Origin of the sequence: Orrella sp. JC864, assembly GCF_037026685.1 — a bacterium.
GTDB lineage: Bacteria > Pseudomonadota > Gammaproteobacteria > Burkholderiales > Burkholderiaceae_B > Orrella.
Genome location: NZ_JBANET010000001.1, coordinates 371,014 through 385,717, shown reverse-complemented (window position 1 = coordinate 385,717; position 14,704 = coordinate 371,014). Strand labels below are relative to the sequence as shown.

The 14,704-nt window shown below is 70.8% G+C and carries 12 protein-coding genes and 1 pseudogene; 6 read left to right on the top strand and 7 right to left on the bottom strand.

The features are described from left to right. Positions 1 to 560 (bottom strand): annotated as a pseudogene (locus V8Z80_RS01705) (MFS transporter); the annotation flags it as partial. Positions 561 to 801: 241 nt separating this feature from the next. On the opposite strand from V8Z80_RS01705, the gene dusA reads away from it, so the two are divergent. Beyond that, positions 802 to 1,749 carry a tRNA dihydrouridine(20/20a) synthase DusA gene (dusA, locus tag V8Z80_RS01700; protein ID WP_442951923.1) on the top strand — a complete coding sequence of 316 codons (948 nt, stop codon included), beginning with the start codon at positions 802 to 804 and terminating at the stop codon, positions 1,747 to 1,749. Here dusA and V8Z80_RS01695 read toward each other — a convergent pair. Further along, positions 1,739 to 2,221, bottom strand: coding sequence for a CBS domain-containing protein (locus tag V8Z80_RS01695; protein WP_155192491.1), 483 nt, complete (start codon positions 2,219 to 2,221; stop codon positions 1,739 to 1,741). The two genes, dusA and V8Z80_RS01695, sit on opposite strands and share 11 nt — an antisense overlap. After that, entirely contained in the window at positions 2,205 to 3,572 is a 1,368-nt protein-coding gene (locus tag V8Z80_RS01690; protein WP_155192490.1) for a YihY family inner membrane protein, read from the bottom strand. The genes V8Z80_RS01695 and V8Z80_RS01690 overlap by 17 nt, the downstream gene beginning before the upstream one ends. A 17-nt stretch (positions 3,573 to 3,589) precedes the next feature. Between V8Z80_RS01690 and V8Z80_RS01685 the strand changes: the two genes are divergently transcribed. From V8Z80_RS01685 to V8Z80_RS01675, 3 genes are all read left to right on the top strand, one after another. Beyond that, entirely contained in the window at positions 3,590 to 3,973 is a 384-nt protein-coding gene (locus V8Z80_RS01685) for a DUF2069 domain-containing protein (RefSeq protein WP_155192488.1), read from the top strand. Positions 3,974 to 4,040: 67 nt separating this feature from the next. Then, on the top strand, positions 4,041 to 5,603 hold the full coding sequence (locus tag V8Z80_RS01680; protein WP_155192486.1) for a protein adenylyltransferase SelO: 1,563 nt from the start codon (positions 4,041 to 4,043) through the stop codon (positions 5,601 to 5,603). Between the two features lie 216 nt (positions 5,604 to 5,819). Further along, a complete protein-coding gene (locus tag V8Z80_RS01675; RefSeq protein ID WP_155192582.1) occupies positions 5,820 to 6,524 on the top strand; it encodes a response regulator transcription factor in 705 nt (234 codons plus the stop codon). Here V8Z80_RS01675 and V8Z80_RS01670 read toward each other — a convergent pair. From V8Z80_RS01670 to V8Z80_RS01655, 4 genes are all read right to left on the bottom strand, one after another. Further along, positions 6,506 to 7,708, bottom strand: a complete 1,203-nt coding sequence (locus tag V8Z80_RS01670; RefSeq protein WP_336060822.1) for a sensor histidine kinase — start codon at positions 7,706 to 7,708, stop codon at positions 6,506 to 6,508. The two genes, V8Z80_RS01675 and V8Z80_RS01670, sit on opposite strands and share 19 nt — an antisense overlap. Next, positions 7,701 to 9,641, bottom strand: coding sequence for a bifunctional diguanylate cyclase/phosphodiesterase (locus tag V8Z80_RS01665; protein WP_155192483.1), 1,941 nt, complete (start codon positions 9,639 to 9,641; stop codon positions 7,701 to 7,703). Before V8Z80_RS01665 ends, V8Z80_RS01670 begins: the two co-directional genes overlap by 8 nt. Positions 9,642 to 9,760: 119 nt before the next feature. Continuing rightward, on the bottom strand, positions 9,761 to 11,038 hold the full coding sequence (locus V8Z80_RS01660) for a GGDEF domain-containing protein (RefSeq protein WP_336060821.1): 1,278 nt from the start codon (positions 11,036 to 11,038) through the stop codon (positions 9,761 to 9,763). A gap of 34 nt (positions 11,039 to 11,072) precedes the next feature. Next, on the bottom strand, positions 11,073 to 11,621 hold the full coding sequence (locus V8Z80_RS01655) for a molybdopterin-dependent oxidoreductase (protein ID WP_155192479.1): 549 nt from the start codon (positions 11,619 to 11,621) through the stop codon (positions 11,073 to 11,075). Positions 11,622 to 12,199: 578 nt separating this feature from the next. On the opposite strand from V8Z80_RS01655, the gene V8Z80_RS01650 reads away from it, so the two are divergent. Next, on the top strand, positions 12,200 to 13,549 hold the full coding sequence (locus V8Z80_RS01650; protein ID WP_336060820.1) for a putative bifunctional diguanylate cyclase/phosphodiesterase: 1,350 nt from the start codon (positions 12,200 to 12,202) through the stop codon (positions 13,547 to 13,549). A gap of 58 nt (positions 13,550 to 13,607) precedes the next feature. Next, entirely contained in the window at positions 13,608 to 14,678 is a 1,071-nt protein-coding gene (aroC, locus tag V8Z80_RS01645) for a chorismate synthase (protein WP_155192477.1), read from the top strand. Positions 14,679 to 14,704 lie beyond the last annotated feature (26 nt).

Genomic DNA, 14,704 nt, shown 5'->3' with positions numbered 1-14,704 from the left:
GCGCGCAGGGCCAGGCCGCCCAGCACCGCCAGGGCCGAGGAGGCGCCCAGCACCGCGTGCCAGCCCAGCGCCGCGCCCAGGCCCTGGACCAGGTGCGGAAAGGCCGTGCCCAGCACGAGCGCGCCGGTCAGGTAGCCCAGCGCCATGCCCAGCCCCTGCCCGTACCAGCTGGCGGCGATCTTGATGCCGACTGGGTAGATGCCGGCCAGGGCCGCGCCCACCAGCAGGCGCAGCAGCATATGGACCGGCCCGGCGTGTTCCTGCAGAAGCAGCTGCGCCAGCGCGGCCAGCGGATAATTGCACAGCGCGCCCGCCAGGCAGCAGGCCAGGAACAGGGTGGCCGGGTTGTGGCGGTCGGCCAGGCGCAGGCGCGCCGAGGCCAGCGTGCCGGCCACGAAACCCAGCTGCACGGCGCTGGCCAGCCAGGCCGGGTGCAGGCCGCCGGGCAGATCGGCCGCAGCCACGTTGCCGGCGAACCACAGCGAGGTGCCGGCGAACTGCGAAAAGACGATCAAGGGCAGCAGGGCCCTGGGCCGGGCCGGCGCGTGGCCGTTTTCCATGGAAGGCGTCTCCCCGTTTTTTGTTATGCCCGGACGGCCGCGTCCGGGCCGCTGCGACATTAGCACGGCGGGCCGCGCCGCGCCGGGCCGCCCGCCCGCGGCCGGGGCCCAGCAAATTTTTCGCCGCCACGGTACATTGTCGGGTTCCGCGGGCCGCTGCCGTGCCGCCCGCCGTGCCCGCCATCCATCCATGACCCCGATTTCCTTCGCTGCCGACGCCTGGCGCCTGAGCGTGGCGCCCATGATCGACGTGACCGACCGCCATTGCCGGTATTTCCACCGGCTGCTGGCGCCGCGCGCGCGGCTGTACACCGAGATGATCACCACCGGCGCGCTGCTGCACGGCAACGTGCCGCGCCACCTGGACTTCGACCCGGCCGAGCATCCCGTGGCGCTGCAGCTGGGCGGCAGCGAGCCGCGGGCGCTGGCGCAGGCGGCCCGCCTGGGCGAGCAATGGGGCTATGACGAAATCAACCTCAATTGCGGCTGCCCTTCGGAGCGCGTGCAGAAGGGCGCTTTCGGCGCCTGCCTGATGGCCGAGCCGGCGCTGGTGGCCGATTGCATCCGGGCCATGCAGGATGCCGTGCAGGTGCCGGTCACCGTCAAGCACCGCCTGGGCCTGGACTACGACGAGTCCTATGGCTTCGTGCGCGATTTCGTCGGCACGCTGTACGAGGCCGGCTGCCGCGTTTTCATCGTGCATGCGCGCAATGCGGTGCTCAAGGGGCTTTCGCCCAAGGACAACCGCGAGGTGCCGCCGCTGCGCTACGAAGCGGCGCTGCAGATCAAGCGGGATTTTCCCGATTGCGTGGTGGTGCTCAACGGCGGGCTGGCCGACGCCGGCCAGGCGATCGCCCGGGCGCAGGGGTTCGACGGCGTGATGCTGGGCCGGGCGGCCTGGCACCAGCCGCGCGTGCTGTCCGAGCTGTCGCACCACTGGTGGCCGCACGAGCGGCTGCGCGAGGACGCCGGCGTGGTCGATGCCATGATGGCCTATGCGGCCGCGCAAGTGGCCGCGGGCGTGCCCCTGCGCGTGATCGTGCGGCCCATGCTGGGCCTGGTCAACGGCCGTGCCGGCGCGCGCGGCTGGCGCCGGCTGCTGTCCGATCCGGCGCGCCTGGCCGCCAACGATCCCGAGCTGATCTGGCACGCCTGGCGCAGCCTGCGCTACGGCGAATTCACAGCATAGGCCCGGCGGGCTTGCCGGCCTCGGCGCCGCCTTCCTCGACCGGCCAGTCGCGGATGTAGGCCTTGAGCATGTTGTTCTCGAATTGCTGGGCCGCCACGATGGCGCGCGCCATGTCGTAGAACGAGATCACGCCCAGCAGCACCGGCCCGTCCATGACCGGGATGTAGCGGGCGTGCTTCTCGAGCATCAGGCGCTGCACCTCGTCGGCGCTGGTGTTGGGCGTGACGCTGACGGGCGCGTCGTCCATGATGGCGCGCACGGTGTAGTCGCCGAAGTCGCCCTGCGCGCGGTGGATGTGCCGCAGGATTTCGCGGAAGGTCAGCATGCCGGCCAGCATGCCGTGCTCCATGATGACCAGCGAGCCGATGTCCTGCTCGCTCATGGTCTGGATCGCCTGCGACACGGGCATGTCGGGCGTGGCGGTGTACAGGGTATTGCCCTTGACCCTCAGGATTTCACTGACTCTGAGCATGGATCGTCTCCGTGGAACCGGTGGCCGGTTCGGGTTTTGCCTGCGCGCTGACCGGGGCCTTCGGTTCGAGCGGCGGCTCGGCGGGCGGCGCAGTATCGATGATGGTTTCCAGTACGGCAGCCTTGCCGCCGACCAGCAGCGGCGCGATGGCTTCCAGGATTTCGGGCTCGTTCTCCAGGCGGCGCTGATTGCGGTCGATCAGGAAGCGATCGACCAGCGGCGCCAGCGTGGCGGTCCGGGGGTCGCAGCTTAACACCCAGACATCCCTGTTGCGAGCCTGTCCGCGCGCCACCAGGCCCATCTCGGAAAGCGATTGCAGCACGTCGGCCAGCTCGTCCTGGTGCAGCCGCAAGGTGGCGGCCAGCGTCTTGCCGTCCAGCCCGGCGGGCACCTGGCCGCGCACCGCGTACAGCGCGCGCAGCACGCCCACCGCGTCGATGAACTCGGCCCCCGGCCGGCGCGAGATGTTCCAGCGTCCCAGCCGGATCAGGGGCAGCGAGGCCGCCATCGAGGCGCCCAGCAGCACCGCCAGCCACGATACGTAGATCCAGAGCAGGAACACCGGCACCGTGGCGAAGGCGCCGTAGATGACCGTATAGGTGGGAAAGTTGGTGATGTACAGGGCGAAGCCGCGCTTGGTGATCTCCAGCAGCACCGCGGTACAGAGGCCGCCGGCCAGCGCGTCCTTCCATTCCACGCGCCGGTTGGGCACCACCACGAACAGGGCGGCAAAGCCCAGCGCCGTCAGCAGCACCGGCAGGAACGACAGCACGATCTCGGCTGCGCGCGACAGCTCGCCGACCAGCCCCATGGATTCGCGCGCCAGCATCGAGGTGGCCCACAGGCTGGCGCCGGCCAGCACCGGCCCCAGGCTGAGCACGGCCCAGTAGACCAGGGCGCGCTGCGGCAGGGGCCGCTGGCGCGTGACGTGCCAGATGTCGTTGAAGGCCATGTCGATGGTCATGATCAGCATGATGGACGTCACGATCAGGAACAGGCCGCCGATGGTGGTCAGGCGCGAGGCCTGCATGGCGAACTGGTTCAGGTAGTCCATGATGTTGTCGGACACGGCCGGCGGCATCAGGTTGTTGGCCAGGAAGGTCTCCAGGGCCATGCGAAAGTCGTTGAAAAGGGGAAAGGCGGTGAACAGCGAGAGCACCACGGCCAGCATCGGGACGATGGCCAGGACGGTGGTGAAAGTCAGGCTGGAGGCGACCTGCAGGAGTTTTTCCTGGCCGGCGCGCGCCAGCGCGAAACGCAGCAGTTTTCCCACCCGGCGGTGCCAGGGCAGCGAGACGTGGGCCTTGGGAACGGCAAGAGTCCGATGGGACGGCGCCGAAGCTTGTTCCATCGGGCGATAATAGCAGTATGCAAGTCGAACTCAACCCCGCTTTGCGGCGGCTGGCCACGGGCAGCCTGCTGGCCCTGTTGCTGCTGTGCGTAGCCTGGGAAACCGTGCTCGCGCCGGTGCGTCCCGGCGGCTCCTGGCTGCTGCTCAAGGCCCTGCCGCTGGCCTTTCCCCTGCGCGGGGTGGCGCGCGGCAGCGTATACACCATGCAGTGGGCCAGCATGCTGGTGCTGCTTTACCTGATGGAAGGCGTGGTGCGGGCCATGTCCGATCCGCCCGGCCTCTCCGTGGCGCTGGCCTGGCTCGAGATCGTCCTGTCGTTGGTCTTCTTTTTCTCCGCCATTTTCTACGTGCGTCCGGCCAAGCAGGCCGCCCGGGGGCGCAAGCCGCCGCGCGCGCCCTAGCGGTCCGCGCAAAGGCCGTCCGCGCGCCGCAGGCCCTGACGCCGGCGCGCAATGCCAAGGAGGCACCATGAATGCAACATCGCTGCAGGCGCTGCGCACCGTCAACAGTTTTGCCGCGCTGCCCGAGGATTTCTACACCCGGCTGGCGCCCCAGCCCTTCAAGCACCCGCCGCGCCTGCTGCATGCCAACGCAGCCGCCGCGGCGCTGATCGGGCTGGACCCTTCGGCGCTGCGCACGCCCGAGTTCCTGGCCGTGGTCTCGGGCGCGGCGCCGCTGCCCGGCGGCGATACGCTGGCGGCCGTCTACAGCGGCCATCAGTTCGGCGTCTGGGCCGGCCAGCTGGGCGATGGCCGCGCGCACCTGCTGGGCGAGGTCGCCGGTCCGCACGGCGATTGGGAGCTGCAGCTCAAGGGCAGCGGCCGCACGCCGTACTCGCGCATGGGCGACGGGCGCGCCGTGCTGCGTTCCTCGGTGCGCGAATACCTGGCCGGCGAGGCCATGCACGGCCTGGGCATCCCCACCACGCGGGCCCTGGCCCTGGTGGTGGCCGACGATGCCGTGGTGCGCGAGACCGTCGAGACCGCGGCCATGGTGACCCGCATGGCGCCCAGCTTCGTGCGTTTCGGCTCCTTCGAGCATTGGGCCGCGGCCCGGCGGCCCGACCTGCTGCGCACGCTGGCCGACTATGTCATCGACCGTCATTATCCCGAGTGCCGCCAGGCCGGGCAGGGCAGCCCCGTGGCCGCGCTGCTGGCCGAGGTGTCGCGGCGCACGGCGCGCCTGATGGCCGACTGGCTGTCGGTGGGGTTCTGCCACGGGGTGATGAACACCGACAACATGTCCATCCTGGGCCTGACGCTGGACTACGGGCCCTATGGCTTCATGGACGGCTTTGACGCCGGCCATATCTGCAACCATACGGATACCGGCGGGCGCTATGCCTGGAACGTGCAGTCCTCGGTGGCGCACTGGAACCTGATCCGGCTGGCCTCGGCCCTGCATGCCATCGAGCCCGACCAGGATGCCCTGCGGGCCGCGCTGGACGGCTACGAGGCCGCCTTTCTCGAACACTGGCACGCGCGCATGGCCGGCAAGCTCGGACTGGCCGCCTGGCAGCCCGGCGACGAAACGCTGCTGGACGACCTGCTGCGCCTGATGCACGAGTCGCGGGCCGACTTCACGCTGTCGTTCCGGCGCCTGGACGGCTTGCCCGAGAACTGCCCGGAGGCCGCCGAACCGGCCGGCCGCGGCGCGGCGGCGGGCCAGGACCAGGGCGGCGAGCAGGGCGGCGAGCAGGGCGGCGGCGCGCCGTGGCGCCGCTTCCTGGACCTGTTCGTCGACCGCCAGGCCGCCGCGGCCTGGGCGCGGCGCTACGTCCAGCGCGTCAGGCAGGACGGCCGACCCGCGCGGGACCGGGTGGCCGCCATGCACCGGCACAACCCGCTCTACGTGCTGCGCAACCACTTGGCCGAGCAGGCCATCCAGGCCGCCGCACGGGGCGATGCCAGCGAAATCGAGACGCTGATGCGCCTGCTCGCCGACCCCTGGCGCGAGCACCCCGGCATGCAGGCCTATGCCGAGCCGGCGCCGGATTGGGCTGCGGAACTGCAGATCAGTTGTTCTTCCTGAACATCTGTTGCTTTTCCTGGACAAGGATGCCAATCGGGGAAAAAAGCGCGGTTCCCCCGCCATGATCGGGGGCTGCCGGACGCGGCCTGACGGCCGGTGGCTGATAGAATTCGTCATCTTTCCTTGCTTGGCGTAGGCAAGAACATGTCGTGGCGGACGTGCGGCTTGTCAATCTGAGGATAAATCCGGCTCGTGCAAGCTCATTTTTCCGAAGACATGTTGCGTATCGGCCTCCTCGAGGACGACGACGACTTTCGCGAGGAACTCGCGCTCGGACTGGGCGGGTTCGGCTTTCACGTGGCCTTCGCGGCCCCCGACTCGGCCCGGTTCATGGCGCAGTTCGAGCAGGACTCCTGTGACGTCGTGCTGCTCGATGCCAACGTGCCCGGCGAGGACGGCTTTGCCGTGGCCACCCGCCTGCGGGCGCGCTACCAGGTCGGCATCGTCATGCTGACCGCGCGCGGGGCGCTCGAGGACCGCGTGCGTGGCCTGGAAGGCGGGGCCGACATCTACATGACCAAGCCGGTCGACATGCTGGAACTGAGCTCGGTCATCCGCAGCCTGTCGCGCCGCATGCGCATGTCCGGGGTGGTGCGGCCCGCGCCGGCGGCCGGGCCGCCGGCCCGCCCGGCCCAGGCCTGGAGCCTGCAGGAAGGCGGCTGGATCCTTACCTCGCCCGAAGGCGCCAGCCTGCACCTGAGCGCCCAGGAGCGCATTTTCATCGGGGCCCTGCTCAAGAGCAGCGGCAGCGTGGTCAGCCGGCAGGCGCTGGCCGAGCTGTTCAGTCCCGGCGATTCCAGCGAGTTCGAACTGCGCCGCATCGACGTGCTGGTCAGCCGGCTGCGGGCCAAGGCACAGGCCGCGGGCATGAAGATGCCGGTCCTGTCGGTGCGCGGCCAGGGCTACGTCTTCGCGGCCTGAAGGCGGATCTCGAAGACCGAGCCGTCCGGTCCGCTGCGCATCAGCACCAGGTCGCCGCCTTGGCGCCGGCACATCTCGCGCGAAAGATACAGCCCCACCCCGGTGCCCTGGGTGTTGCGGTGGATCGAGCGCCGATAGTGGGGGTCGAAGATGCGCTCGCGTTCGGCATCGCTGATGCCCGGCCCGCGGTCGGACACGGACACCGCCACCCGGGCGGCCCGCGCGTCGGCGGCCACCCGCACCAGGATGGGCTGGTCGGCCGGCGAATACTTCACCGCATTGTGCAGCAGGTTGCGCAGCGCCTCGGCGCAGAGCCGCGCGTCGGCCCAGGCCAGGGCCGGCGGCCCGGGCTCGACTCGCAGCACATGGGCGGTATCGGCCTGCATGCGCGCGGCCAGCCCCTGCGCCAGCGCCTGCATGTCCACGGCCTCGCATTGGGGCTGCAGCAGCCGCTCGCCCAGCTTGCCGCTGCCCAGGAAATCGTCGGTCAGTTCGGTGATGCGCTTGACGGCGCGGCGCATGCGGGCCAGCCGGGCGTGGGCGTGCAGGTCGTCTTCGGACGCCGCCAGCGCCAGGGCCTGGGCCGCGGTGTCCAGCGTGGCCAGGGGGGCGCGCAGTTCGTGGGCCAGCAGGCTGCTGGCCTGCCGGTGCGCGTCGATGGCCGCCTGCCATTCCTGGGGCGCGGCGACCGGGCCCGCGGGCGCGGCGGCATCCGGCCCGGGCAGGGCGGGCGGGCGCGCCGGTCCGGCCGGCCGCGGCAGCGGAGCGCCCAGGTAGAGCAGGGCCCGCAACAGCAGGCCGCACTGCCACAGGAAGCCGGCCTGCACGGGCAGCGCCAGCGCCAGGCCGGCAGCCTGCAGCAGCGCGGGCAGGCTCAGCAGGTGGCTTAGCGCGGCCGGCACGATCCAGCGCCGGGGCGGCGCGCCGGCGGCGCAGGCCAGCAGCGCCGTGGCGGCGGCCAGGCCCGGCGCCACCAGCACCAGCGAGAAGTAGGTTTGCGGCGCATCGCCGTACAACGCCAGCGTAAGCAGTTCGACCAGGGCCAGGCCGGCCAGGCTCAGCGCGGCCTGCGAACGCGCCGCCTGCGCGCGCGCCAGCTGCGCCAGGGCGGCGGCGGCCAGCAGCCCCGGCAGCAGCCAGGCGGCCAGCAGGCCGGGCGCAAAAAGCGGGGTGCCGCTATCCAAGGGCTGCCCCGGCCGGGTCAGCCGGCACCGCCACCTCTTGCAGCAGGACCACGTGCAGCGGCGCCAGCCAGTCGCGCAGGAAGGGAATGCCCGGGTCCATGGCATAGACCGCGATGCCCAGGCTGTTGGCGGTATGGGCCACCGAGGCGGCCAGGTGCTGGCTGCCCGGGCTGTCCTGCAGGCCCTGCACGAAATCGTCGTCCAGCCGCACGTAGCTCAGCGGCAGGTGGTGCATGTGCGCCATCGCGCCGAACTGCCGGGTCAGGCGGCGCAGGCCTACCCGTACGCCCGTGGCGCGGGCGATCTCGCACAGCGCCCGCACGTCGGCGTAGTGGTCGATCAGGCCGTGCGCGTCGATCTCCAGCAGCAACCGGCCGGCTTCCTGGGGACTGGCCTGCAGCAGCTCGCGCAAGCGCGGCAGGAACTGCGCCTGGCCCAGCGAGGCCAGCGACAGCAGGGCCGAGAGCTCGCCGTCGTGGCCGCGCAGCCAGTCCAGCGCCAGGCGCATGGCCTGCATGTCGCAATCGGCCGCCAGGCCCAGCCGGATGGCCGGAGGAATGAAGCTTTGCGCGGGAAGCTGCTGGCCGGTGACCGGATCGTGCAGCGACAGCATGGCGCGATGGCACAGCAGGCTGCCGTCCTGCCGGAGCTGGCGGGTCAGCGCCAGCGAGAAGCGGTGCTGGTCCAGCGCCGTCAGCAGCACGTCCTTCCAGGCGTATTCGCCGCTTTCGCCGCGCGGCGGGCGGGCCTTGGCGGCCGCGATGGTCTCGGGCTCGGCGTTTTCGGACTGCATCAGCCCGTGGTCCAGGCGTGCCAGGACGCGGGCCGGCTCCTCGCCGGGCTCGTAGGCCGTCAGGGCCAGCGCCCAGCGGCACAACTGCCCGCTGTCGTCCAGTTCGATGCGGCTGCCGCGCAATTCGCTGCGCAGCACTTCGGCCAGCCGCAGCGCCTGGGCCGGCTCCATGCCCGGCAGCAGCACGCCGAAGTCCGAGCCGTTGAGCCGGGCCAGCACGTTTTCCTGGCCGGGCCGCTGCAGCTGCGCCTGCACGCGCTCGGCCACGCCGCGCAGCCACTGGTCCGTATGCCGGCGCGGCATCCGCCGGTTGATGAAGGCCAGGTCGCGCTGGCGGAACATCAGCACGTGGCCGCGCGCCCCGGCCCCGGCGCGCAGCGCCAGCTGCAGCGCGGCCACGAAGCGCTTGCGGTTGGGCAGCCGGGTGACCGGATCGAGCGCGAGCTCTTCCTGCAGGGTCTCGATGGTGCGGGTCTGCTGGGCCAGGCGCGCGCCGGCCCGGGCCCGCAGCGCCTCGAAGGCGGCTCCCAGGCCGGCCAGCTCGGGGGGCAGGCGCTCGGCCAGGGTGGCGTTGTCCTGGGCGCTCCAGTCCTGGACCTGGTCGCCGATGCGCGAGAGCGTGCGGGCGAGCAGCATGCGCGCGGCCAGGGCGAGCAGCACGGCGGCCAGCATCACCAGCGCGGCCAGCAGCGCCAGGCTGCGCGCCGCCTGCCAGAGCGCCTGGCGCGCCAGCAGTTCGCCGGGCGCCAGGCCCAGCCGGCCCTGGGCCAGCGGCCCGGACGGCACGGGCTGGAACACCGGGGTGGCGCCCACCGGCACCAGGCGTTCGAACCAGCCGGGCAGCGGCGCCTGCGCCGCGGGCCGCGAGGCGCGGAACACCAGTTGTCCCTGGGCGTCGTGCAATTGGGCCCAGCGGTAGCCGTGGGCATCGAAACTGGCCTGCATCACCCGGGCGGCGGCGGCCGGGTCGGGCAGGGCGCCGAGCTGCTCGGCCAGCAGGGCGGCCTCGGCGCGCGTGCGGTGCTCGAGCGAGTCCCGCACAAAGCCCTGCACGGTGCTCAATCCGAGGACGAAGGCGCCGCAGGCCAGCGCCCCCGCCAAGGTGGCGATGCCCAGGGTCAGGTCTCGGAATATGGTCATGACGTGATTATCTCTGCCGCGCGCGGCCCGGTTAAGCGATTTTGCCGCCGCCCGCGGCGGCGCGGCACGCCAGGGCGGTCGATCCGCCTGGGCGGGGCCGGGCGCGGGCCCCCTTTGCACTAGGCGGCGTCGCCGGGGGAGGACAATTCCGTGCCGAAGGCGCGGACGCGGTTGCGTCCGTCGTGCTTGGCCCGATACAGCGCCAGGTCGGCATGCATGACCAGGATGTCCAGCGACATGTCATGCCTGAAGTCCGCCACGCCGATCGAAATTGTAAGGTTGATCGGCTCCTGGCCGGGAACAGGGATCCTCAGGTCCGCCGCCGCCAGGCGCAGCCGCTCGGCCGCGCGCAGGGCGGCGTTCAGGTCGGTGTGCGGCATCAGCACCGCGAATTCCTCGCCGCCCAGCCGCCCCGTGACGTCGGTCTCGCGCAGCGTCGCGGTCATGGCGTCGGCCACGCGGCGGATGGCCGTGTCTCCCAGGTGGTGCCCGTAGCGGTCGTTGATGCTCTTGAAGTGGTCGATGTCGATCAGCAGCGCCGACAGGGGATAGGGGTAGCGGCGGCACTGGATGACCAGCGCCTCGCCGGCTTCCATGAAGGCGCGCCGGTTCTTGAGCTCGGTCAGCGGGTCGGTGTTGGCCAGCCAGGCCAGCTCGTGCGTGCGCTGGGCCACCGCCGATTCGAGCCGCGCGTTGGCCTGGGCGAGCTTGGCGCCGAACTGGCGCGACTGGTGATTGAGGATGAGCAGCCATACCGACAGCACGATGCTGCCTGTGATCAGCCCCGCGATGGTCCATTCGAGCTTGTAGAAGCCGCCGTGCAGGCGCAGCCGGTTCTGGTCCTGGATGTTGCCCTGCTGGCGGTGCACCAGGCTGACCAGCCGGTCCGAGAGCGTGCGCAGCATGGCGGCCTCCCCCAGGATGTCCTGCGCCACCTCGCGGTCGGCCTGCTCCTGCACGGCGGTCTGCAGCCGGGCCAGCCAGGGCATGACCAGGCGCGCGAGCTGTTCGATCAGCTCGCGCGCCTGGGGCAGGCTGTCCAGCAACTGCGTATAGGCGCGCGGGGCCGTGGGCACCGGCTCGATCAGGCTGGCCAGCAATTGCAGCCGCAGCATGAGCTCGCCCGTCCCGCCTTCGCGCGCCTGCACCGAGCGCGCGGCGTCGATCAGCATGTTCAGTTCGGTGGCGATCTGGTAGGAGACCAGGAAGTCGCTGTTGAGCCGCGGCTCGGCCAGTTCGCGCGCATGGTCGCGCAGGCTCACCGTCGCCAGCACCGTGAGCACCGCCATGGAAATCAGCAGCGCCGAGAGCACGACGGTCAGCCAGCGCGGATGCCGCAGCCCCTCGGGCGGGGGCGGCGGAGCCGGTGCGGGATGGTGTCGGGACGGGGAGGGCATGTCGGGACGAGGCGAGGCCGTGTACCTGGGCCGTTCACAGGGCGGTCAGGGACCGGACCTGCCAGACCGTGCGCTGCAGGTAGTGGATGTCTTCGCGCAGGGCGGGGTGATCGTCGAAGGGGTAGATCACCAGCAGCGGCCCGTTGCCGCGCACGCTCATGGGCTTGCCGTTGCGCAGCCAGGCCAGGATGGGGTCGAAGCGGCTCAGGTCCGTGGCCGGCACCAGCGCGCCGTAGCCGCTGAGCGATTCGGCGTAGACGCCGCTGTCGCAGCGCAGATCCTGGCTGCGCAGCACCTCGGCCAGCGTGGGGCCCTGCCAGTGCACGCTCTCGCGCATCTGGAAGTTGGCCGGCAGGGACGTGCGTATGCCGGTCTGCGGCAGGCTGCGCAGCTGCTCCAGGGTCAGCGCCGCCGCCAGGCGGCGGGCCTGGGCGTCCTGGCCGTACAGGCTCAATATCGGACACGCCGCGGCCTGCGCATCCTGCGTCAGCAGGGTGCTGCGGCAATCGGCCCGTGCGGTCCGGCTCCAGGCCAGGGGCAGCACCGACGCGCCTGCAAGCAGCACGGTCCTTCGGGTCGTCACCACTGCTACCTCCATGAGATACCGTCTGGCGGCTGTGGCCAGGCTGGCCGCAGCATCGTCCCGCCGATGCGCGGCGGATCGGCCGCATCGCGCGGCGATGATAGGGGTGGCGGTGGGGGCCGCCCGCGGAAAAACGCCTCTTGCGCGGAAGACACGTCCTGCCTGGGCCGGCGTGTGTGTCTGGTCCGCGCAAAAAGCATCCATTGGTTTCCGCAACCCGGCATTCTGTTACGGTTTGATGGATGGGATCAACAACGGAAAATTTCTTTTTGTTGCATGGCGGGCAGCGGGCCACGCCGATCATTGCCGATTCGCCGGGTAAATCTCCCGTTTGTGACTATTCCTTCCGTTTAATATGACCGCAAAGTCGTGCATAATGGGCTGTTACATACTGCCGCGTACCAGCCAGGCGACGCTGGGATGCCGCCCCGCCACGGACCGTTTTCCATGCAGGTCCCCCGGGGTGGCATCCCAGCGTCGCCTTCTGGCAGGCGCCGGCCGAAAATAAATTTCGGGGCGTATATTTGAGCACGGCCGACTTATCCGCCTTGTGGTTGCTGTTGATGCTGATAGCGGGATTGGCCGCTTTGCTCTGCTGGCAGCATGGCAAGCTGCGGCGCATGCACCGCTCGTTCATCCAGGACAGCCTGACGGGGGCGCTCACCAACGAGGAGTTCCTGCGGCGCCTGCGCCGCTGGATGCAGGAGCATCCCGGCGGCGGGCCGGGGCAGGGTGCGGTCCTGCTGGTCAACATGGACCGCTATACGGAATACAGCTCGCTGCTGCGCCTGGAGCAGGCCGGCGAGCTGCTGCGCCAGATCGCGGACCGGCTGGCCCTGCAGGCCCAGGCCACGCCCGGCGGCATGGTGGGCCGCTGCTCGCAGGACGAATTCCTGGTCTTTCTGCCGCTGACCGGCGGCGACTGGGTCTACGACCGCGTCGCGCAGCTGCACGAATCGCTGGGCTGTCCCTACCTGCTCAGCGGCCAGCGCCTGCTGGTCACGTTCGGGGTGAGCATGGCGCTGTTTCCCGAGCACGGCCGCACCGCCGAGGCGCTGCTGCGCAACCTCTATGTCACCATGCGCCATCTCAAGAGCCAGGGCAGCAACCGCTGGCAGCTCTTCGAGCCGGAGATGCTGGTGCACCAGGGCGAGCAGCAGTCGCTGGAACAGGCCCTGCGCCAGGCCGTGGCCGACGAGGCCTACAGCCAGTTTTCCCTGGATTACCAGCCCATCTGCGAGACGCGCAGCGGCCGGGTGATCGGCTGCGAGGCCCTGCTGCGCTGGCGCCATCCCGAACGCGGGCCGGTTTCGCCGGGCGAGTTCATCGGCCTGGCCGAAAGCACCGGGCTGATCATCCCGCTGGGCTACTGGGTGCTCGAGCAGGCCTGCCAGCGGGCGGCGCACTGGCCGGTGCCCTGGCGCGTGCACGTCAACCTGTCTGTCTGCCAGATGCAGAACGACGAACTGCCCGAGCGGGTGGCCGCCATCCTGACGCGTACCGGCCTGGCGCCGTGGCGCCTGGTCCTGGAGGTCACCGAATCGCTGCTGATCGCGCACTACGACCGGCATGCGCGCATGCTCGAAACCCTGCGCGCGCGCGGGGTAAGCATCGCGCTGGACGACTTCGGCACCGGCTATTCCAGCCTGACCCACCTGCGCAAGCTGCCGTTCGATTGGCTCAAGCTCGATCTCATGTTCATCGCCGAGCTCGAATCGGACGGCAACAGCCGCGAGGTCGTGGCCGCGCTGCTGTCCATGTGCCACGCCCTGGGCCTGTCGGTGGTGGCCGAAGGCGTGGAAACCGACGCCCAGCGCCGCATCCTCGAGAGCCAGGGCTGCGAGGCCATGCAGGGCTACCTGCTGGGCCGCCCCATGTCCGGGGCCCATATCGACGCCATGGCCCAGCGGGCGCTGGCAATGCCATAATCCGGGTTCCGTCCTTCTTCCCGCGCGCGGCCCGCCCGCGCCGCCACGCATCCATCCCATGTCCGGCAATACCCTAGGCAAGCTTTTCTGCGTCACCAACTTCGGCGAATCCCACGGGCCGGCCATCGGCTGCGTGGTCGATGGCTGCCCCCCGGGGATGGCGCTGTCCGAGGCCGACATCCAGGCCGAACTCGACCGCCGCCGCCCGGGCACCTCGCGCCACGTCACGCAGCGCCAGGAGCCCGACCGGGTCGAGATCCTGTCCGGCGTCTACGAAGGGCGCACCACCGGCACGCCCATCGGCCTGCTGATCCGCAACACCGACGCGCGCAGCAAGGACTACGGCAACATCGCCGATACGTTCCGGCCGGGCCATGCCGATTATTCCTACTGGCGCAAGTACGGGCTGCGCGATCCGCGCGGCGGCGGCCGCTCCTCGGCGCGCCTGACCGCCCCCACCGTGGCGGCCGGGGCCATTGCCAAGAAATGGCTGGGCGAGCAGTTCGGCGTGCGCGTGCGCGGCTACATGAGCCAGCTCGGACCCATCGAGATCCCGTTCGAGTCCTGGGACGAAGTGCCCAACAATCCCTTTTATGCGCCCAATGCCGGCATCGTCGCCGAGCTCGAGGCCTATATGGACGCCTTGCGCCGCGACGGCGACTCCATCGGCGCGCGCATCGAGGTCGTGGCCGAAGGCGTGCCGCCCGGCTGGGGCGAGCCGCTGTACGACCGGCTCGATGCCGACATCGCCTACGCCATGATGGGCCTGAACGCGGTCAAGGGCGTGTCCATCGGCGCGGGCTTTGGCTGCATCGCCCAGCGCGGCTCCGAACACGGCGACGAGTTGGCACCCGAGGGCTTCCTGAGCAACCATGCCGGCGGCGTGCTCGGCGGCATATCGTCGGGCCAGGCCGTGACCGTGTCGCTGGCCATCAAGCCCACCTCGAGCATCCGCATCGAGCGCCGCTCCATCGACCGCCAGGGCAATCCGGTGGCGGTGCAGACGCTGGGCCGCCATGATCCTTGCGTGGGCATACGCGCCACGCCGATTGCCGAGGCGCTGCTGGCGCTGGTCCTGATGGACCATGCCCTGCGTGCTCGCGCCCAAGGCCGGGCCAGGCCGGACTGAGGCGCGCGCCAGGCGTGCGCGGAAGT

Excerpts from the sequence above, each read along its gene's own strand:
- aroC (WP_155192477.1), top strand. The coding sequence starts at position 13,608 with ATGTCCGGCAATACCCTAGGCAAGCTTTTCTGCGTCACCAACTTCGGC.
- dusA (WP_442951923.1), top strand. The coding sequence starts at position 802 with ATGATCGACGTGACCGACCGCCATTGCCGGTATTTCCACCGGCTGCTG.
- V8Z80_RS01695 (WP_155192491.1), bottom strand. The coding sequence starts at position 2,221 with ATGCTCAGAGTCAGTGAAATCCTGAGGGTCAAGGGCAATACCCTGTAC.
- V8Z80_RS01690 (WP_155192490.1), bottom strand. The coding sequence starts at position 3,572 with ATGGAACAAGCTTCGGCGCCGTCCCATCGGACTCTTGCCGTTCCCAAG.
- V8Z80_RS01665 (WP_155192483.1), bottom strand. The coding sequence starts at position 9,641 with ATGACCATATTCCGAGACCTGACCCTGGGCATCGCCACCTTGGCGGGG.
- V8Z80_RS01685 (WP_155192488.1), top strand. The coding sequence starts at position 3,590 with ATGCAAGTCGAACTCAACCCCGCTTTGCGGCGGCTGGCCACGGGCAGC.
- V8Z80_RS01680 (WP_155192486.1), top strand. The coding sequence starts at position 4,041 with ATGAATGCAACATCGCTGCAGGCGCTGCGCACCGTCAACAGTTTTGCC.
- V8Z80_RS01660 (WP_336060821.1), bottom strand. The coding sequence starts at position 11,038 with ATGCCCTCCCCGTCCCGACACCATCCCGCACCGGCTCCGCCGCCCCCG.
- V8Z80_RS01675 (WP_155192582.1), top strand. The coding sequence starts at position 5,820 with ATGTTGCGTATCGGCCTCCTCGAGGACGACGACGACTTTCGCGAGGAA.